Here is a 21,366-nt window from a genome sequence, read left to right as displayed (position 1 = left end):
CACAGAGAACACTGAGCTTTTGAAAAACTTCTTTGTTTTCTCTGTGATTTTGTCTTTGTGTACTCTGTGGTAAATTCTTTCTTATTCTTCTAAAATTCTATTACTTGTGCCGAAACCGGATCAAGTTTTACAGGAATACTTGTACCTGCAGGGATGTTTAATTTTCTATCCGTCAGCAAATCGGTAACTGGCGATGAAGATTTAACTTTTAAAATTTGGTCAGGAATTTCGATGTTAGCTTCCAAACTTTGAGAGCGGTCGAAATTTACCACAACCAATAAACGCTGTTTGCCCGAATAGCGGATAAAAGCATACATGCGATTATTCATGTTGCCTGTTTGGGGAACATCATAAATATCACCATGAATAATGGCATCACTTTTCGTGGTTACCTTTAATAATTGCTGATAATAAGCCCTCAATTTCAGCTGGTTTTCATTTAAACCTCTTCCATCAAAAGCGCCATTGTTCATCCATTTCTGATGACTTGGAACACCCCAATAATCAAATATTGTAGTTCGGTTATCATCTCCCCCGTAACCTTCAGCACCTTTGCCTGGCTCACCAACTTCTTGTCCGAAATAAAGCATAACCGGACCAGAGCCCAAAGTTGCTGAAACAACCATTGCCGGTAAAGCCAGTTCAGCATGGCCAGCAAAGCCTTCAGATGCAATGCGTTCTTCATCATGATTTTCTAAAAAACGTAGCATTTTATTTCCAAAACCAGCGCTTTCAGTTTGCCACACATAACGAATGTCTTTTACATCGGCATGTGGTTCATTTCTGATCAATCGTTTCAATCCATCATATAAACCCACTTTATCGTACAGATAATCAAATTTACCTTCATCAAGATATTGCTTATAAACATGTGGATTATAAGCTTCTCCCAGGAAAATAATATCAGGATTTACTTTTTTTACCTGCGGAATAACCCAATTCCAAAAAGCAATTGGAACCATTTCAGCCATATCGCAACGAAAACCATCAACACCTTTTTTAGCCCAGAAAATTAAAATGTCTTGCATTTTAGTCCACACGGGTGGTATTGGGTCAAAATATTTTTTTTCTCCGTTTAGATAATCTACACCATAATTTAGTTTGATGGTTTCATACCAATCATCATATTTTGGTTGCGCTACAAATGAATTATTTCCCGTCGCCTTGGCCGGATTTTCATCAAATTTTCCATCCTGCAAGGCGGAAAGCGGCGTTTGCTTGGGCTCATGCTGTGGCACTAAAAACTTCTGACCAGGAATATAATAGAAATCATTTGCCGGACTAAAGCCTTTAGTAACATCATCATTCGCACCAAAATCTACAACACTTTTTGGTTTCGCATAAGAATGATAACCTCTGGCTACGTGGTTAGGTACAAAATCAATTAAAACTTTAAGGTTTTTAGCATGGGTTCGTTTCACCAAGTCCTCAAACTCCTTCATCCTGTTTTTAACATCTACGGCTAAATCAGGATTTACATCATAATAATCGCGAATGGCGTAAGGAGAACCGGCCCTGCCTTTAACTACATCGGCATCATCAACCTTTATTCCATGCTTGGAATAATCGGTTAAACTTGCATGCGCAATTACGCCCGTGTACCAAACGTAGTTTGCATGGAGTTCTTTAATTCCATCCAAAGCCTTATCGTTAATATCATTAAACTTACCCGAACCATTTTGCTCAATGGTACCGTAAGGAATATTTGCGGTATTTTTATTGCCAAATAAACGAGGCAATAATTGGTAAATAACGATTTGTTTATCGTTCATGCTGTTACTGTTTTTTTGTGCGAATGATGGTGTTGAAAATAATAAAATAAAAAATATACCTAATGAAACTATCGCATTAAGGTTGCTTCGTTCCTCAAAATGACGGGAAGCCGAGGCATAATTTAATACATCTTCCATTTTACATTCTACCCTTCCAATCATACCAACTCCGCGTTATTTACTTCAATTTCTGAGTGACCAGCCAATTTATAAATTTGATTTTTGATGCCGATTTCTAAATCTACAGCAGCATTATTTTTTATGCTGATGCCATTTTCTGTAATGTTAACTTTCAATGTTGCTCCTCTAAAACCAATTGTAAACGAAAAAGATTTCCATTTTTCGGGAATAAAAGGGCTAAAGTGCAGCTTACCATCACGAACACGCATACCAGCGAAACCCTCAACAACACTCATCCAGGTTCCTGCCATCGAAGTGATGTGTAAACCATCTTCTGTATCGTTATTGTAATCGTCCAAATCTAAACGGGCAGTGCGTAAATAAAATTCGTAAGCACGAGCTTCATCGTTTAATTTTGCGGCTAAAATGCTATGTACGCAAGGCGATAAAGAACTTTCATGAACGGTGCGTGGTTCATAAAAATCAAAATTTCGTTTCAAAGTATCTAAATCATAATCTTCCTCGAAGAAGTATAACCCTTGTAAAACATCGGCCTGTTTGATAAAGCATGAACGTAAAATTCTATCCCAACTCCATTTCTGGTTTATTGGTCGCTCGCTTGCAGGTAAATCTTTAACCAGAATTTGTTCCTTATCTAAATATCCATCTTGCTGTAAGAATATCCCCAATTTTTCATCCTGAGGAAAATACATTTTCTCGATAATATCTGCCCAATCTGCAAACTCCTTATCATCGAAATTTAAGCTTTTTAGTAAGCTCGAATATTTTTCTGGTTGTTGGTTTTTAACGATTTCAGCAGCTTCGGTGGTATATTTCATACACCATGTTGCTAATAAATTGGTGTACCAGTTGTTGTTTATATTGTTTTCGTACTCATTCGGACCAGTAACGCCAAGCATTACATATTGCTGCTTATCGCTACTCCAGTTTACACGTTGTTTCCAGAAACGGGCAATGGCAATTAATACCTCTAAACCATAATCTGATAAATAACTTTCATCTGCAGTGTAACGCACATAATTGTAAATTGCAAAAGCAATTGCGCCATTACGGTGTATCTCCTCGAAAGTAATTTCCCATTCGTTGTGGCATTCTTCGCCATTCATGGTAACCATTGGGTACAATGCAGCACCATCCTTAAAACCTAGTTTCGCTGCATTTTCAATCGCTTTGCCCAATTGTTTGTGGCGATAAATCAATAAGTTTTTGCTAACCTCTTGTGGTGCAGTCGCCAGGTAAAAAGGGACACAATAAGCTTCAGTATCCCAATAGGTTGATCCGCCATATTTCTCGCCTGTAAAGCCTTTCGGACCAATATTTAACCTATCATCTTTACCCGTGTAGGTTTGGAAAAGTTGAAAAATATTAAAACGAATAGCTTGCTGAGCAGAAACATCGCCTTCGATAACGATATCACTTTCTTCCCATTTAGTTGCCCAGGTTTCCGCTTGTTCTTTTAATAAAGTATCAAAACCCTTTGCTGTTGCTTTCGCGATAACAGATTTGGTTTGCTTTAAAAGTTCTTCTTTCGGATAATTTTCTGAAGATAAATTAGCAGCAATTTTAATTAGCGTAATTTCTTCATTAGCTTTTATATCAAGCGAAAATGTTTGCCCAACGAATTTTTCCTTTCGAACTTCTTCTGAATTAATTTCTAGTTTTTCTGCGTTTTTATAAAGCTCGATGTTGCTTCCTGTACAAACTTCAAATTCGGTTTTCTTGGTCCTGAGTTTAATGTGAGCTTCTGTTCCAGAAATTTCGTCAGCAACCATTGTCCAAAATTTTTCGTCGTAATTGCTATCCTGATTTTTAACATCACCATCAATAAATGGCATTAAAGTTAATTTTCCATCGAAATCTAATGGCGTGATGCTATAACGAATTGCACCGACCTCATCATCGGCAATACTGCAAAAGCGGGTTGATTTTACCTTTACCGTTTTGCCATTTTTAAGCTTTGCCGTAAAAGTACGTTCCAAAATACCGGCATGCATATTTAATACCCTTTTGAAATCACTTACTTCAGCCGTTGCTAAATCTAGAACCTCATCATCAATTTTTACTTCAATACCCACCCAATTTGCAGCATTTAAAACCTTTGCAAAATATTCTGGATAGCCATTTTTCCACCATCCAACACGGGTTTTATCTGGATAATATACGCCAGCGACATAATTTCCTGGTAAAGTTTCGCCAGTGTAAGTTTCTTCAAAATTGGCTCGTTGCCCCATTCGGCCATTCCCCAAACTGAAAATACTTTCTGAAATTTTATTTAAATGTGGATCAAAGCCTTCTTCGATAATATTCCACTCATCTGCCTTAATGTAATTCTTCATAATTAGTATTGAGTAGTGAGATTTGAGATTTGAGACATGACCCTAAACCTTAAACCCTACACCTTAAACCTCTCTTATAACTTTTCTAAATCTTCTACTGTTAATTTATCTAAACCACTTACCACCACATCGGCTTGGGTAAGTACACTTTTTTCGCCAACGCCGATGGCCTTCATGCCACCACGTTTTGCAGCTTCTACACCAGCAACTGCATCTTCAAAAACTACGCATTCATCTGGCTGAAATCCTAAAAGTTCGGCACCTTTAAGAAATACTTCAGGATCTGGTTTGGATTTAGTTACCATATTTCCATCAACTATTTCATCAAAAAAATGAGCAAGATTGGTGCGTTCTAAAATAATTCCTGAGTTTTTACTTGCAGAACCTAATGCCGATTTATAACCTGCCTTTTGGATGGCTGTTAAAAAATCAACTGTACCTGGCAAAACTTCATCAGGTGTCATTTTGGTAATCATTTCTACATACCAGCTATTTTTTAAGGTAGCCAATTCATCCTTTTCGCTCTCTGTTTTCTCTACACCGCCCCATGCTAAAATTTTGTTCAAACTTTCTACCCGGCTTACACCTTTTAGCTGCTCATTTTGTTCTTCAGTAAAATCGAAACCCATGGTATTTGCTAAACGTTTCCAGGCTTGATAGTGGTAAACTGCCGTATCTACAAGCACACCATCTAAATCGAAAAGGCAAGCTTTAATTGAGGATGATGGAGGTAATATCTGTGATGTATCTTGCATTGTTTTTTTTATAATGTCATCAAATTAATTTTTCTAAAAATAAACCAAACTGATGCCAACTAAATAAATATCTTTAAACAGCTTATAATAAACTTATTACGATTCAATAAATTTTAATGGTTGTTCAATATTGAACATAACCACCAATAATGGACACTTAGTTGCTAATTAATTTAACTCTAAAACTAAAGTTGTTTTAGCAGGCACTTTAATTTCTTTAAACGATAAATTCTCACCTGAAATTACATTTTTTGCTGTAGTTATTCCACTTGTGCGTTCAGAAAACCGCTCGGTATTTAAATTTTTATCCTTATCGGTATTGTTTACAATTACCATAACCGAACCTTTGGCTGAGTTATTATAACGGAAATAAACATAAAGATCATCTTGCGGAACAAACTGCATCAATTTGCCGGTTTGTAAAGCAGGACTATTTTTTCGGTAATTGGCCAAGGTTTTAACAAAAGTAAAAGCCTCATTTTCTTTGTTGGTTCTTCCATCAGCGATAAATTTATCTTTCTTATCGCCATCCCATCCGCCAGGAAAATCTGAACGAATTAAACCATCCGGATTAGAAAAGTTTTTCATTAAAATTTCGGTTCCATAATACATCTCCGGAATGCCACGCATGGTTAATAGTATGGATAAACCCATTTTATACTTATCAAAATCTTCGCCCACTACTGAATAGAAGCGACTCATATCATGATTATCTAAAAAGATACAGTTGGTGTTTGGGTTTTTATAAAGAAAATCGTGAGCCAAAGTAGCATACAAGCGATTTATTCCATCTACCCATCCGTTTTTCCCGTTGATACCTTCGTAAATTGCATCTTTTAATGTAGCATCGGTTATGCCTTGTAAGTGTGTATCAAAACCGCGATTAACTGTATTTCCACCTGTAAAAAATGCCTGGTTAGGAACTGCGGTTACTAAGGTTTCGCCAAAAACTGAAAGACGAGGAAACTCTGCCTGTACTTTCAGCGCCCAATCCGCCATGTAAATGGGGTCATTGTAGCCGTAAGTATCTAAACGCAAACCGTCAATCCCAGCATATTCAATCCACCAAATGTGGTTTTGCGTTAAATAGTTTTGAACAAACGGATTACGCTGATTTAAATCGGGCATTGATGAAACAAACCAACCATCTAGCATTTGTTTACGATCTGCTTCTGAAGCATGAATATCCATCACCGTTTGATCGCGGTAGCTGGTTTGTGTAAATTTTGGCCATTGATTTAGCCAGCTTTTCATTGGTAAATCTTTGTAAAACCAATGGTTGGTACCAACATGATTGTGTACAATATCTTTAATAACCTTCATGCCTTTTGCATGAGCAGTTTCTACATATTTTTTATATAGTTCATTGGTACCATATCGAGGATCTATTTTGTAATGGTCGGTAACAGCATAACCGTGATATGAGGCTTTTGCCATATCGTTTTCCACTTCTGGAGTCATCCAAACAGTAGTTACGCCCAAATCTCTCAGGTAATTTAAATGATTGATTACGCCCTGAATATCACCACCATGACGATAATACATACTATCCCGATTTAATGCAGTTTCAGTTAATCCTTGCACTACATCATTACTTTTATCGCCGTTAGAAAACCTATCGGGCATCAATAAATAAATGAAATCTTTTTGAGTAACGCCTTGAATTCTTTCGGGACTTTTATTGCGGTTTTTTAATTCGTAGGTATAAGAAAATAGCTTTTTGCCATTGGCAGAAAAATTTATTGGGAATTTGCCTGGCTTAGCTGATTTAGATAGTTCTAAATCTATAAACAGGTAATTAGGATTTTCAACTTTATTTACCTTAACTAACTTTACGCCAGGATAAGATAGTGTAATTGTACAAGTAGCAATATTCTCGCCATGCACAAGCAATTGCAGCTTTGGGTTGTGCATTTCAGTAAACCAAAACATAGGTTCTACACGTTCTAACTTTTGGGCAAATAAATTAAAACCTGTTAGAAGAATTATTAAAATAAAATATAATTTTTTCATGTTGAGGTACCGGATGTAAAATGAAAATGGTATTGGTGGATGGTTACATAAAATCAGCATCCTAATTTTATGTAAGATAATTTGAATAATTTATTTGGATAATAGTGAAGAAACTAAAGTTCTTTGAGCAAAAGAATATGCTCTATTTAAAAATACCCTACAAAAGCAATTGCCTTTGTAGGGTATAAATTATTATTGTTTTACAGCTGTAAAACTGCCGGTTTTACCGTCGGCATTTAATTTTAAAGTAAGTTTATAAGTACCAGCACTTGCAATAACAACGTTATTTGCACCATCGCCAATACTGGTTCCCCAATCATGGTTTAACCTGAATTTAAGTTCACCTGCAGTAAGCGGCGTTGTGATTGTCCAGGTATTGTTTCCATCATTGATAAATTTCATGTCAGTATCAACAGACCAGTTACTACCTGGAACAGCGTTACCAATAATAGACCAAACAAGTGGTGTTAAAGTAAAAGTATTTGCATTTAAATCAACTGTCAACTGCTTTGCTCCTTTAGTTACAGAATTGATATCAGCACCAGATGTGCTAATCTTACCACCTCCGGCATCGCCATAAGCAATATCCCATTTCTTGGCAGGAGTGATTTTAAATTTATCACCATCAAAAGCAATTACACCTGTGTAGACACCATTACCAGTTGCAGAAATTAAACTATCTGCTGTGGCAGGATTCCATCCTTGATAATTACCTGGAACATAAATCCAAGCAGTTAACGGGAAAGGTTTCGCACTAACGGTTACAACATTACTATAAACAGGAGCAGTGTTGTTAGAAATTGAGGCTTTAACTCTAATCTCAATATCTGTATTAGAAGTTGTTGGGATACCCAATGATAGCAATAGATTGTTAAAATCTAACCCATTGTAAGCTTTAGTTACTGCTTTAGCATCTAAAATCGCTTCTTTAGGCGTTGCAAAATTAGTCCCTTTAACAGCTAATTGTAACACATTAGAAACAGCTGCTTGGTAGCCGAAACTTGCATCATTAAGCGTGAAGGTAATAACGTTTGTAGTTAGTTTTGATTTATCTAAAACAACTGACGTTGCAGAAGTTTGCAAAGCACCTCCTGTGCCAGAAGTTGCAATAGCTTTAGTTTCATCTTTTTTGCACGACCATAACGACACAGCTATTAAGCTTAACGCCATGGATTTTAAAATTAATGATTTCATATATATTAAAATATTAAGATTAATAACCTGTGTTTTGAACCAAATTCGGATTTGCAATTAAATCTGCAGTTGGCAATGGGAATAAGTTACGGAATGTAGGCAGACCTGTACCAGCTTTAACACCACCTTTAAATGGCCATAAATAACTTGCATCTGTGTATTTACCGTAACGCACTAAATCTGTACGGCGGTGACCTTCCCAATATAACTCACGACCACGCTCATCTAAGAAAAAGTCTGTTGTAAGTACAGAAACGTTACCAGAAGCATTTCCATAAGCACGTGCACGCAAAGCATTTACATACGTTAAAGCTTGAGCCGTTGTACCACCAGTACCACCACGCAATACTGCTTCACCATAAATTAAATACTGCTCAGCCAAACGGAAAATTGGAAAATCTAATGAGCTGAAAACTCCGTTAAGACTTGGCAGTGTTGAACCTGTTGAGGTAACATTTTTAAATTTAGTAACACGCAAACCATCTGTAAATACACCAATTTCATCAACAGCAGCTTTAGTACCGAAGAAAACACCGCGTTTATCTAAAGTACCATTTGGATCAGGAAATAATGCCGGTAAATTAGCACGGGTTCTGTTACCACCCCAGCCACCGTTTGGCACACCATAAGTTGATGGATTCATATCTCCATTAAGGGCTGCATTAACCAAGAAAGTTGTACCACCATAGTTTGTACCATTTACAGCATCATAGTTAATACTTAAGATAGTTTCAGGATTGTTTATGTTATTATCAGATTTAAATAAATCCATATAATTTGCCTTTAATGCATAACCTGCACTGATAACCTTACTAGAATAGGTAATTGCTTCAGTGTATTTGGCAGTGCCTGAGTAAACTTGTGCATTTAAATATAACCTGGCTAATAATGCCCAAGCAGCACCTTTATCAGCACGACCGTATTCGTTTGTACGAGGTTCTGCTAAATCAGTTTCAATTGCTTTCAATTCTGATTCGATGTAAGCGAATAATGCTGCTCTTTTAATTTGCTGAGGAGCAACTTTACCTATAGCATCGTTTTCTGTTACAAAAGGTGGATTACCAAAGGCATCAATCAGTACCCAATACTGGTAAGCACGTAAGAAACGAGCTTCAGCACGGTAACGCTGAATGTTGGTAGCATCAGCACCTGTAATGTTACGTTCTGCTAACTTTTCTGGTGTACTTTCGCGAAGAAATTCATTAACGAAAGTAATTTGAAGTAAACTTCTAGAGTAAAGTCCTCTTAAAAATTGATTATCAACATTAGGGGTAGAATAATCTAATTCTGGAATTCCGGTATCACCCCAAGCACAAATCGCTTCATCAGTAGTTAACTCTTGCGATGTCCAGAATAATCTTAAGAAATCTGCAAAGCCCGCATTTAAACCACCAACATCACTATTATCTGAGCCAGTTGGACTAGTTAATGCATAAGTTGCGTATAATTTAACTAAACTATTTTTGTAACCTGCAGGTGTAGCATAAACTGTCGGTGCAGTAACATCATTCGTTGGTGTTAAATTTAAATCTTCTTTTTTACATGAATTTAATGACAGCAGTAAAACAGCTGATGCCAGTATTGTTTTAAATGAATTTTTCATTTTTATTTATTATTAAAAACCAACATTTAAACCTAAAGTGAATGTTCTTGGTCTCGGGTAAAGATTGTAATCTATACCAGAGATTAATTCAGGATCAACGCCTTTGAAATTAGATACGACAAATACATTCTGACAGTTTGCAGAAATACGCAATGTTGTATTACCATTTTGAGAAAGCTTACCAACGTTATAAGCTAAACCAACATTATCCATTTTTAAGAAAGATGCGTTTTTGATGTAGTAATCGCTTAAAAACTGATTGTTTTGGAAACCTGTATTGTAAATATCTCTACTAGAGTTATTTAAAATTCCTTGCGTACTTAATACGTTATTTTTGATACCGAAGTTAGATGATACGTTATCATAAACATAATTTCCAAGGTTAGCTCTTAAAACAGTACTTGCCGTCCATTTTTTATACGTGAATGAAGTATTGAAACCAAAAGTAAAGTTCGGGTCTGGAGATTTATAGAAATACTGATCGTTTGTATTGATAACACCATCACTATTCAAATCTGCATAAACACCTTCAATTGGTGCACCGCTAGCATTGTAAACTTGTTTGTAAACAAAATATGCTCCTGGTATTTGATTTACAGCGTTGTATTTTAGTGTTACACCAGTTCCACCTGTAATATCACCAGCACTAACTTTAGATCCTGGATCAGGATTTAAAGTCAAATTGGTAATTTTTCTTTTGTTGTAAGCCATATTGAAACCAAAATCCCAGGTAATGTTTTCCTTTTGTATCGCTACAAAATTTAAGCTTGCCTCAATACCTTTAACTTCCATATTACCAACGTTTGTTGTTAAAAGGTTGCTAAAGTTGGTACCTACCGGGATGTTAATTGTACTTAATAAATCTTTAGTTTTCTTAAAGTAAGCATCTACACTACCGTATAATCTGCCTTTCATAAAACCGTAATCTAAACCGGCGTTATAAGTTGTAGTTGTTTCCCATTTCAAATCAGGGTCGTACCCCGCCGGACTGTAGTAGTTATAAAAAGTATTTCCTACCTGGTACTGACCATTATTGCTGTTTGCGTAATATTTTGATAAATAATCATAGTTTCCTATACCATCTTTATTACCAGTTTCACCATAACTTAATCTTAATTTTAAGTCAGATACTACTTTACTGTCTTTCAAGAAATCTTCACCAATAATTCTCCAGGTAAAACCTCCAGATGGGAAATAACCCCAACGGTTTTCTTCAGCAAACTTAGATGATGCATCAGCACGCATGGTACCTTGCAAAATGTATTTATCATTAAAAGTATAAGTAAACCTTCCGTAGTATGAAAGCAATTTATTTTGCTCAATCGAGAATGGGAATACAGGAGTAGTTAATAATTCGCCAGTTCCTCTATACGTATTATAGTTGAAATTTGTTTGAGCGATATCGTAATAACCGTAACCAGCTGTTACATCAAACCTACTCTTAATACTTTCAACGTTTTTTGCGTAATTTAAATAAAACTCAGAAAATGTATTTTTCTCTATATTCTGTCTGTTTCCGTAAAAACCACTAGTAGAAGCGCTTTGTGCTGCAAAAATCGGAACACGTGTTGCACCATAACCTTTAGATACATCATAACCTAAGTTTAAGTTAGCATGTAATTCTGGTAAAAAGTGGAAGGAGTAATCAAATCTTGCGTTACCAAAACTTCTAGCTGCATTACCTTGGTTATCTTGTAACTCAATTAAACCTACAGGATTACGAGGTGCATTTGGATTTGGAACAGTACCATTTATCCATTCGTAATAACCACCAAATTGATTGGCAGCATAAACCGGTTTGGTTGGATCAAATTGAACTGCCGCACCAATCGCATCATTAGGATATTGCGATTCTGTTAATGAACCCTTTAGGTTTAAATCGATTTTTAAATGGTCGGTAAATAATTTTGGTGAGATGGTAATTGCACCAGTTGCTCTTTTTAAATCACTTCTGATAACTACACCTTGTTGATCTAAATAACCACCCGAAACACGGTATGGAACACCTTTAAATGAACCTGAAATGCTTAAGTTATTATCAGTTGTAAATGCAGTACGATAAATTTCATCTTGCCAATCTGTACTTGCAGTACCTAATAAAGCCTTTTGAGCAGCAGTACCATTTGCATTAACATAAGCACGAACTTCATCTGCAGATAATACATCTACTTTTTTCGCAACTGTACCTATAGAGTTATTGGTACTGAAATTAATTACAGGAGCACCGGAACCACCTTTTTTAGTTGTAATTAAAATTACACCATTTGATGCTCTTGAACCATAAATTGCAGTTGCATTCGCATCTTTTAATACTGTAAAGGTTTCAATATCGTTCGGATTTATTAATGATAAAGGACTTGGTGCATTACCAATACTATTACCACTAAAAGGAACACCATCTACAACGATTAAAGGATCGTTACTTGCATTTAGTGAAGCACCACCACGAATACGGATTGTACTACCACCCCCTGGAGCACCGCCACCAGAAATAATGTTTACACCCGCTACTTTACCTTGAATCAATTGTTCTGGAGTGGTAATGGTACCTTTTTGGAAATCTTTCGATCCAACTGTTGTAATAGAACCTGTTAGGTTTTTCTTTTCGGCAGTACCGTAACCGATAACTACAACTTCATTTAATTTTTGTGCATCGGGAGCTAATTGGAAATTAGCTGTTGCATTTGCAGTTACATTTACTGCTTTTTCTAAAGTTTGGTAACCGATAAAACTGGCAGATAAGGTTAAAGAACCATTTGTTAATCCTGTCAATTTGAAGTTACCGTTTCCATCCGTAGATGTACTTCTGGTTGTTCCTTTAACTAAAATGGAAGCACCAGGTAATGGTTGGCCGGTTTCATCAAGCACGGTACCGGATACAGACCCGGTTTGTGCTTTTACGATTAATGCTGTAAAAACTAATAGCACTAAAAGCCCCTGTTTTAGCAGGTAAAATACTTTCATATTCGAAGCTCGTTTAAGTATAAAAATTTGGTTAAATATTATAGTGAATTACACATAGGCCTAATTTACAGCACTTAATGGGAATTCAAAATTTATTTAAAAAATATATTTTTAGCAGTTTTGCATCATATAATTTGTATCAAAAAATCATATACTTTAAAGATTTTTTGATTAACATACATCAATAGATTAAATTTTAACTAACTGATAATCATATTTTTATAAACATAAAATTTGATTTTAAAGTGTAATTATTACACTAAGCCATTTTTTGATGTTTTTTCGGGAACGTTCCCGATGATTCTTAGAGAATTTAGGAATAAATTTCGGGAACGTTCCCGATAGACGCAAGAAATTCTGCCTAAAATACACTAAGTCACGAATTTTTTTGATGAAAAATAGCTTAAAAAATGACTAGAAAATTTATGGTTTTTGAGGTGATTTTGACGTAGAATTACGCATGATAATTTTAGACTCTAAAACCACTTCCGAAGGGAGATTTACGTCTGGTCCTGCATCTAAAATTTTAAATAAAAGGTTAGCAGATTCGGTTCCAATTTCTATTGCAGGTTGGGTGATTGTAGTTAATGATGGGTTTAATAATGGCGCTATTTCTAAACTCGAAAAACTAATGATTTTTAAATCTTCCGGTATAGAAATATTTAAATCATAGCAGGCATAATAAGTTGCAAACGCCAAACGCTCAACCGATGCAAAAAAGCCATCGGGCTTTAATTGGGTTAAAGCATTTTTAATAATCACGCTGTTTTCTTCATAACTGTTGCTACAATCTACAATCAATTGCTCATCAAAAACAAGATTATGTTTTGCTAAGGCGTCAATATAACCCTGCATACGGGTTTTACCAATTGATAAACTTTTGTTTACTACTAAATAACCTACGCGTTTACATCCCTGTTCAATTAAATGTTCTGTAGCCAAAAAGCTGCTTTTATAATCGTTGGTTATTACTCTAGGGGTTTCAATGTCTTCGTAAATTCTATCAAAAAATACCAAAGGCAAACGTTTAGTGCCAAATTTGTTAAGGTAATTATGATCGTTAGCCTCGCCAGATACCGACATGATAATCCCATCAGCACGACCATTATGTAAATGCCGTATGAAGTTTACTTCTTTCTTGTAATCATCATCTGTTACATAAATCAAAATATGGTATCCATTTTCTCGGGCAACACGCTCTATTCCATGAATTGCTTGCGAAAAATAGTTATTTGCCAATTCAGGAACAATTACAGCAATGGTTTTACTTTTTTGTTCACGCAGGTTACTTGCGTAGTGATTGGGCTGATAGTTTAATTCTTTTGCCTTTTCTAAAATAAGTGTTTTAGTAGCAGCATTAATATCGCTGTTATCTCTAAATGCTCTCGAAATTGTAGATGTAGATAAATTTAGGGCTTCAGCTAATTTCTTAATATTAATACTGTCCATTAATTGTAAAACCTTATTGTTAGATAAAGAAGCTGTAAATATAAAATAATAAAATTCTAAATGAATATTGACTTATGAAAATCAATAATACAGATTAATATTACATCTTAAATAAATGGGAAACTAATCATTACGAATTGAAAAGTATAGCTTTAGGCTATAAGCAAAAAAATAATCTATATTTATAAAACAAAATAGGATTTTATTCTATTATTAAGGTATCACAAAAAAATCAAAGCTCAAAACTGCAATCCCGTAGTAAGATTTGGTATTGGGAATAAACGGATGGAAAATAAACGAATACTTATAGCAGATGATGATGAAGGAATAGTTGATGCCGTTACAATGATTCTACAAGTGATGGTCTATGAGGTTGACTTCACCTATGATGGTGCTGCAGTTTTTGAAGCCGTAAAAAAAAGACCTGATTTAATTTTATTGGATATCTGGATGAGTGGCCATGATGGTAGAGACATTTGCCGACAGTTGAAAAGCGACCCAGATTTTAAAGAAATACCAATTTTGATGATATCTGCCAGTCGTGATATTAAGCAATCTGCGCTTGATGCCGGAGCCAACGATTTTATGGAAAAACCCTTCGAAATGGATTCCCTACTAAATAAGGTTACGCATCTATTAAACTAATTTCTTTTTTCATCTGAAGATTTTATTCTGCTATTAAATTTCTCCTTAAGTATATCTTTATACTCAACATCTCCAGATTAGAGCCCCTTATTTTGTAAAGAAATAAATCTTTTTAAATTTTGAAGATAAAAATTCGGAATTTTAGATGATTAAATGTCTGAAGAAACAGCAAACGTATTAAGAAAAATTATTCATATTGATATGGATGCATTTTATGCATCTGTAGAGCAAAGAGATTTTCCTGAATACCGTGGTAAACCAGTAGTAGTAGGTGGAAAACCTGATAGCAGAGGCGTTGTAGCTACAGCAAGCTATGAGGCCAGGCAATATGGTATTCGTTCAGCCATGTCATGCAGCAAAGCTTATCAACTATGCCCAACAGCAATATTTGTTTACCCACGGTTTGATGCCTATTCTGAGGCTTCTAAGAGCATTAGAGAAATTTTCCATCGCTATACAGATATCATCGAGCCACTTTCTTTAGACGAAGCCTATCTCGATGTAACAGAAGATAAATTAGGTATCGGTTCTGCAATAGATATTGCTCAATCCATAAAAGATGCTATTAAAACCGAACTAAATTTAACCGCTTCTGCAGGCGTATCGGTAAATAAATTTGTAGCAAAAATTGCATCTGATATGAATAAGCCTGATGGGCTGACTTTTATTGGTCCATCGAGGATTAAAGCTTTTATGGAAAAACTTCCGGTTGAGAAATTTTTCGGCGTTGGTAAAGTAACTGCCGCAAGAATGAAAGCGATGCAAATTAATACCGGGGCCGACTTAAAAAAGTTAACAGAAGCACAACTATTAGCACAATTTGGCAAATCAGGAAAGTTTTACTACAAAGTTGTTAGAGGAATTGATGAACGACCAGTACAAGCACACCGCGAAACCAAATCGGTAGGTGCAGAAGATACGCTATCTGAAGATACAAGTGATGATGCCGTACTGCATGCATTGTTACAACAAATAAGCGTAACAGTTGCCACTCGGTTAGATAAGCACAAGCTAAAAGGAAAAACCATTACACTTAAAATTAAGTTTGAAGATTTTAGGCAGATAACAAGAAGCCGTTCTTTTGTAAACCCAATAAATGAAGCATCAAACATTTACAATGAAGCTATTAAATTACTAACCGAAGCAGGTTTAGGTTTATTAAAAGTTAGGTTGTTAGGCATTACGCTTTCCAGATTTTATGATGATTTGCCAATTGAAAAGGCAGACAATAATCAGTTGGAGTTTGAATTTTAAGTACAATAGATATTTGCGCAGATTAATCTGCTGATTTATCATTCATCCAAATCCATACTAAAATTTAAGTATAGTTTAAATGATTAAAAGTTCTTAACTTAATTGAGGAATTAAAACAAGCTTTCATGAAAGGCATCATTAAAAAAAACGCTCATGCTTTAACTCGTGAGTTAAACTGGCTATCTGAAGTTATTGATACCAGCATGAAATTGTATTTTGAGCAGGAAACTCCTTACCAAAGCATTTACGATATTCCACCTCCGGATATTACTACCGATGAATCTTTTTACGCAGAAGTATTAAAGCGAGACCAAACCAGTATAGCCGAAAGGATTGTTTTATTACTGAGTTTAGCACCACACATTCGTCCACAAATGCTTGATGTTTTTTTAATAAAAAATAAAAATCTAGATAAGAACTTTACCGAATTTGGAGGTGTTTGCGATACCAAATGCAATTGTTTTATTCCAACCGGAGAAACCGCAGCATTCATTTTAGCCACAAACAATCTCGAAAGTAGATTCGATCTCTTCAATCTCTTTTGCGAAGACCATTATTTTAGTAAAAGAAATATCCTTCAAATTGTAAAGCCAAAAAGTTTCGAACCATATCTTTCTGGCGCCTTAATTCTTTCTTTAGAGTATTTAAGTTATTTGAGCGTAGGGCTTTCAAAATTTACAGCCATCTATGCAGATGATTGACCTAGAAAATTTGAAAGCCTAAAGCAATGTATTAAAAAAGCTCAGCTTATCATTTACGCACCGATATACTTGATATAGCAATTTCAGTTATTGGCTTTTTACCACCTTTAATAATTTCCAATTTACTCAATGGTGATTTAGGGAAAAATGTATCTGTCATGCTGGTAAGACCTTCATCAGCAAAAAGTTCCAAAGATGCAGCATCTAATACTATTGTTATCTTTCCCACTTTAGATTTAGAAATTCTTGGTGCAATGTGCTTCCTGGCAAATCCCTTTTCAAAATTAGAAATGCCTGCTTTAGTTCTATCGATAAAGTAATTGCCAAGCTTATCATAACCAACTATTAATTTTTCGCCTTTGTTGTTACTTAAATTAATTGAGAAACTTTCAGATGCATCGAAAGTTAAACTAAGTTTAAAACATCCTTTTAATGATTTTACAGTTTCTGATAGGTTAAGGTTTTTTTCTGTTGATAAAATCTTTGTCTTTCCTACAGGCTTTATCAGGGCTAACATTTCCTTTACTGGAGTTGATGTTAGATAAAATTCATCCTTAACTTTAGTTAATCCCAATTCGCGGGGCAATGTTGTAGCGCCTCTCCATTCTTTTGTAGGAACCAGATCTGCATATTGCCAGTTATTCATCCAGCCAATAAAAATTTTTCGTTTACCGGTGTTAGACCATGTTATACCAGCATAATTGTCGGTTCCATAATCTACCCATTTTTGTCTATCAGAATCAGGAATAAAAGTTTCTCCGTTAAAACTACCAGTAAAATATTGAGTTGCCGAACCTCCATTTGGCCCACCAGGATTAATGCTTACCAACAGCACCCATTTTGTTTCGCCATTTACTTCTAAAGGGAAAAGATCAGGGCATTCCCAAACGCCACCGTGGGCACCAATATTGTTGCCAAATTCACTTTCCTTTTTCCATTCCTTTAAATTGGTAGATGAATAAAATGTAACACGATCTTTAGTAGCAAGGGTCATTATCCATTTTTTATCTTTTTCAAACCACATTACTTTAGGGTCTCTAAAATCGGTAATTCCTGGGTTTGGTAATACAGGGTTGCCTTTGTATTTCGTCCACGTATCTCCATTATCTGTACTATAAGCAATGCTTTGATATTCGTAAAAGCCTGTTTTTGCTTTTTCAATTTCTGCGTTATGGTGCGTAAAAATTGCCACCATTGCGTTTTTACCAAATCCGGCAGTATTATTTTCATCCACAACTGCACTACCCGAAAAAATCATCCCTAAACTATCTGGGTATAGCGCAATCGGTTTTTCCTTCCAGTTAAATAAATCCTTACTGGTAGCATGCCCCCAATGCATAGGTCCCCATTTTGTATCGTTTGGATAATATTGATAAAACAAATGATAAATGCCATTGTGATAAATCATCCCATTGGGATCGTTCATCCAATGGGCTTTTGGCGAAAAATGAAACTTTGGTCTAAAATCTTGAGCGGAAAGTTTATTGGTATTCAGCCCCAGTAACATTATAAAAATCATCAATTTAACAGTGTTCATATTATAGTTTAATCAGGTTTAACTTAGTATTCGTATAGTATCAATAGGTATGAAAAAAAATTCACAAAATATGATTGCAAAAAATAAGACATTTATTTTTCTCCTAAGAAAAATTATTCTCGCAGCAAATTTATCGTGTAATTAAATCATCTTAAGGTATTAAAAAATCTCCTTTAATTCAAGATGATGTTATTTTCGCCGTAGGGATGGCTTAGAATGAACTAATATAAGTTGCTTTTATAAAAATCAGCTAAAAAACAAAAACCCTTTACAAAATGTAAAGGGTTTTGCTCCCTCTGCTGGGCTCGAACCAGCGACCCTCTGATTAACAGTCAAAAACTGGTGTTTTGCGATGTCTATATATATCTATAATTACTCTGTTTATCAAACACTTACGATTTTTTTGGTTATCTTTGTTTTGAAGGATTTTGCACTATTTCGAGGCTTTTTGTGCAAATCGTGTGCAAATGAAAAGTCCAAAATTTACCTTTTATCAAAATGAAGAAAGCAATAATATCACTGTACCACGATACGAGAAGAGAGCTGGAAGACGGGAAATTTCCTGTCAAATTACGAGCCTATTTTGGCACTGCCAAATTATATGAAACTGGCATTTTCCTAACTATTGAAGAATTTGATCATAGTTATCATGAAAAATCACCAAGAGGAAGGTTTAAAGAAATCCAGATCAGTTTAAAGGCAATTGAAGCAAAGGGGATTGAAGCCGCAAATGCTAATAAGTTTTTTTCCTTCCAAAAATTTGAACGGGCATTGTTCAGGAACAAAGACAGTATTACTAATGTAATAGACCATTACTGCGAGCGAATTAATGATTTAGAAGGAAATGAGCAGATTGGGTATGCTTCCAATTTTCGTTGTAGTATGAATTCTATCTTATCTTTCGCAAATACAGGTAAGGGTAATCCAATATCGGTTTTAAAATTTGAACAAATAACACCTGAATTTCTTGAAAAGTACGAGCGATGGATGGTGGATAGAGAGCTAAGCAGAACAAGCGTAGGAATCTATTTGAGACCTTTGAGAAAGCTTTACAATGATGCTATAGCAAATGGCGATATTAATCCAGATTTATATCCATTTAAAAAGTATAAAATCCCAACTGGAAAAAACATCAAAAAAAATATTGAAAAAGATGTGATGAAATCTCTATTTACAATTGAGGTGGATGATCTCAATGTGGAAAAGGCGAGAGCTTTTTGGTTCTTCAGCTATCAATGTAATGGAATGAATTTTAGAGATATTGCTGAGCTTAAATTCAAGAATTTGGCAGGCAGTTATTTTTCATTTATCAGGTATAAAACCCGAAATACTACTAAAGAAGATCCTACGCCCATTGTGGTTCCTATCACTCCAAGCATAAAGAGTTTTATTAAAAAATATGGTAGGAAAAATGGTAATAACAATGATTATATCTTCCCAATTTTTGAGGTTGGTATGTCGGCCAAGGAAAGGCACCGCATCAACCAAAACTTTATCAGGTTTGTGAACCAACACATGAAAAAGCTTGCCATATCGGTAGGAATTGAATTTAATCTTGGAACAATGTATGCTCGGCATTCATTTACAACAAGAGTAACACGAGAGTTAGGATTGGAGTTTGCACAGGAAGCATTAGGGCATACTACTATTGTGACCACCCAAAATTATTGGGCAGGATTTGAGACCACAGTAAAAAAACAAATGGCAGAAAAGTTATTAGATTTTGGTTAGATAGGGTTATAACCAAGGTTATATTACAAGTATAATAAAGCTAGGTGCAATCTTTGTTTTATAATATGAATTTATGAAACATCTTACTTTTGATCAATTGCCTGATGCTGTAGTAACGCTTTACGAGAAGCTTTTGTCGATAGAGAAAATGCTTACAGACTTAAAAATAAGCAATAATCCTTCTGAAAAAGATTTGCTGAATATTCAGCAAGCATCAGAACTTATTACGCTAGCAGTTCCAACATTATATAGCAAAGTGAGCTTGAAGGAAATTCCCTATATCAAGAAAGGGAAAAGACTTTATTTTTCTAGGTTGGAATTATTGGAGTGGATTAATTCTGGTAAAAAAGAAACAAACTCTGAGATTGTCAATGGAGTAGAAACAGCGTTTTTAAAACTTCATCCCAAAAAATAATATGTTATCCATCCTATTGCTAAATGAATTTATTAAACATATTAGATGCTTAGTGTTTTGAAATAGCCGTACACCTCACTTCTATTTATAAAATTGTACTTTGTTGCATTACTTATATCATCTATGATAAAAAGATAATGGATTTTTACTCATTTTAATTGATGATTTCCTTAGACCAAATAAAAAATATCAAAAAAAAATTGGAATGTAAGATTTTCTTACTACATTTGTGGTATTATAATACACTATTATGGAAACATTAACAATTGAAGCGGTTGAAAAAACTATGGTGGACACTATCCAAGAAATAGCTGATGATCTTGGAATTGACATGAATGTGGAAATCAATTCTCGACCTGGAAGCGCAGGCATAAGTAGTCATATACTAGTAAGTGTTATGGCCAAACTGGAATCAATATTAGATGTTAAAATTCCTGATAATTGTTACATCTTCCATGATAAAATAACCCTACAACAACTTTCCGTAAGAGAAGCAACTCAAAAACTATTAAAGGTAATTAAAAGAAAAAAATAAATGTCAGATAGAGAAAAAATTGCGGCGCGTTTAAAAGATGCTAGAACGTTAGCTGGGCTTTCTCAGGCCCAGGCTGCTGAGAAATTAAGTCTTCAAAGACCTGCGATTTCCGAAATTGAGGCGGGAAACCGTAAAGTAAGCGCCGAGGAAATTGTAATCTTTGCAAATCTTTATAAGGTAGGCACATCATGGCTTCTTGGCGAGGAAGATGATGAAGATCAAACAGAGGAAAGACGAAGATTTGCGGCAAGAGAGTTAAGTAAACTTAGTTCTGACGACGTTCAAAAGGTATTTGATTTATTAAAAATCCTACCAAAATAA

At 35.1% G+C, this 21,366-nt stretch carries 16 protein-coding genes; 7 read left to right on the top strand and 9 right to left on the bottom strand.

The window, feature by feature from the left end:
- Positions 1-89: 89 nt before the first annotated feature.
- From ACFOWA_RS19720 to ACFOWA_RS19685, 8 genes are all read right to left on the bottom strand, one after another.
- Positions 90-1,934 (bottom strand): alpha-amylase family protein, encoded by a 1,845-nt coding sequence (locus tag ACFOWA_RS19720; protein WP_378988633.1) that lies wholly within the window; start codon positions 1,932-1,934, stop codon positions 90-92.
- Entirely contained in the window at positions 1,931-4,249 is a 2,319-nt protein-coding gene (locus ACFOWA_RS19715) for a glycoside hydrolase family 65 protein (RefSeq protein ID WP_378988631.1), read from the bottom strand. The genes ACFOWA_RS19720 and ACFOWA_RS19715 overlap by 4 nt, the downstream gene beginning before the upstream one ends.
- Before the next feature lie 74 nt (positions 4,250-4,323).
- Positions 4,324-5,004 (bottom strand): beta-phosphoglucomutase, encoded by a 681-nt coding sequence (gene pgmB / locus ACFOWA_RS19710; RefSeq protein WP_378988629.1) that lies wholly within the window; start codon positions 5,002-5,004, stop codon positions 4,324-4,326.
- A 168-nt stretch (positions 5,005-5,172) separates the two neighbouring features.
- Positions 5,173-7,017 carry a glycoside hydrolase family 13 protein gene (locus ACFOWA_RS19705; protein WP_378988627.1) on the bottom strand — a complete coding sequence of 615 codons (1,845 nt, stop codon included), beginning with the start codon at positions 7,015-7,017 and terminating at the stop codon, positions 5,173-5,175.
- A 192-nt stretch (positions 7,018-7,209) separates the two neighbouring features.
- Positions 7,210-8,211 carry a SusE domain-containing protein gene (locus tag ACFOWA_RS19700; RefSeq protein WP_378988625.1) on the bottom strand — a complete coding sequence of 334 codons (1,002 nt, stop codon included), beginning with the start codon at positions 8,209-8,211 and terminating at the stop codon, positions 7,210-7,212.
- A 19-nt stretch (positions 8,212-8,230) separates the two neighbouring features.
- A complete protein-coding gene (locus ACFOWA_RS19695) occupies positions 8,231-9,814 on the bottom strand; it encodes a RagB/SusD family nutrient uptake outer membrane protein (protein ID WP_378988623.1) in 1,584 nt (527 codons plus the stop codon).
- Positions 9,815-9,826: 12 nt separating this feature from the next.
- The gene (locus tag ACFOWA_RS19690; RefSeq protein ID WP_378988621.1) at positions 9,827-12,778 is read right to left on the bottom strand and encodes a SusC/RagA family TonB-linked outer membrane protein; all 2,952 of its coding nucleotides are present in this window, start codon (positions 12,776-12,778) and stop codon (positions 9,827-9,829) included.
- Between the two features lie 423 nt (positions 12,779-13,201).
- Positions 13,202-14,227: a LacI family DNA-binding transcriptional regulator gene (locus ACFOWA_RS19685; RefSeq protein ID WP_378988619.1), complete on the bottom strand. Its 1,026-nt coding sequence runs from the start codon at positions 14,225-14,227 to the stop codon at positions 13,202-13,204.
- Between the two features lie 285 nt (positions 14,228-14,512).
- Between ACFOWA_RS19685 and ACFOWA_RS19680 the strand changes: the two genes are divergently transcribed.
- The 3 genes from ACFOWA_RS19680 (at position 14,513) to ACFOWA_RS19670 (ending at position 16,827) form a co-directional block, all read left to right on the top strand.
- Positions 14,513-14,872, top strand: a complete 360-nt coding sequence (locus tag ACFOWA_RS19680) for a response regulator (RefSeq protein ID WP_378988617.1) — start codon at positions 14,513-14,515, stop codon at positions 14,870-14,872.
- Between the two features lie 153 nt (positions 14,873-15,025).
- On the top strand, positions 15,026-16,126 hold the full coding sequence (gene dinB, locus ACFOWA_RS19675) for a DNA polymerase IV (RefSeq protein ID WP_378988615.1): 1,101 nt from the start codon (positions 15,026-15,028) through the stop codon (positions 16,124-16,126).
- A gap of 125 nt (positions 16,127-16,251) precedes the next feature.
- A complete protein-coding gene (locus tag ACFOWA_RS19670) occupies positions 16,252-16,827 on the top strand; it encodes a hypothetical protein (RefSeq protein WP_378988613.1) in 576 nt (191 codons plus the stop codon).
- A 49-nt stretch (positions 16,828-16,876) separates the two neighbouring features.
- Here the strand turns inward: ACFOWA_RS19670 and ACFOWA_RS19665 are convergent, their stop codons facing one another.
- Positions 16,877-18,364, bottom strand: a complete 1,488-nt coding sequence (locus tag ACFOWA_RS19665; protein ID WP_378988611.1) for a glycoside hydrolase family 32 protein — start codon at positions 18,362-18,364, stop codon at positions 16,877-16,879.
- Between the two features lie 498 nt (positions 18,365-18,862).
- Here ACFOWA_RS19665 and ACFOWA_RS19660 point away from each other — a divergent pair, with 498 nt between their 5' ends.
- The 4 genes from ACFOWA_RS19660 (at position 18,863) to ACFOWA_RS19645 (ending at position 21,366) form a co-directional block, all read left to right on the top strand.
- Complete coding sequence (locus tag ACFOWA_RS19660; protein ID WP_378988609.1) at positions 18,863-20,095, top strand: tyrosine-type recombinase/integrase; 1,233 nt, start codon at positions 18,863-18,865, stop codon at positions 20,093-20,095.
- 73 nt (positions 20,096-20,168) lie between these two features.
- The gene (locus ACFOWA_RS19655; protein ID WP_378988607.1) at positions 20,169-20,510 is read left to right on the top strand and encodes a helix-turn-helix domain-containing protein; all 342 of its coding nucleotides are present in this window, start codon (positions 20,169-20,171) and stop codon (positions 20,508-20,510) included.
- A gap of 250 nt (positions 20,511-20,760) precedes the next feature.
- Positions 20,761-21,045 (top strand): hypothetical protein, encoded by a 285-nt coding sequence (locus ACFOWA_RS19650; RefSeq protein WP_378988605.1) that lies wholly within the window; start codon positions 20,761-20,763, stop codon positions 21,043-21,045.
- Positions 21,046-21,366, top strand: coding sequence for a helix-turn-helix domain-containing protein (locus ACFOWA_RS19645; RefSeq protein WP_378988603.1), 321 nt, complete (start codon positions 21,046-21,048; stop codon positions 21,364-21,366).

This window comes from Pedobacter lithocola, assembly GCF_042650845.1.
GTDB classification, from domain to species: domain Bacteria; phylum Bacteroidota; class Bacteroidia; order Sphingobacteriales; family Sphingobacteriaceae; genus Pedobacter; species Pedobacter lithocola.
This window is presented reverse-complemented; position numbering and strand designations above follow the sequence as displayed.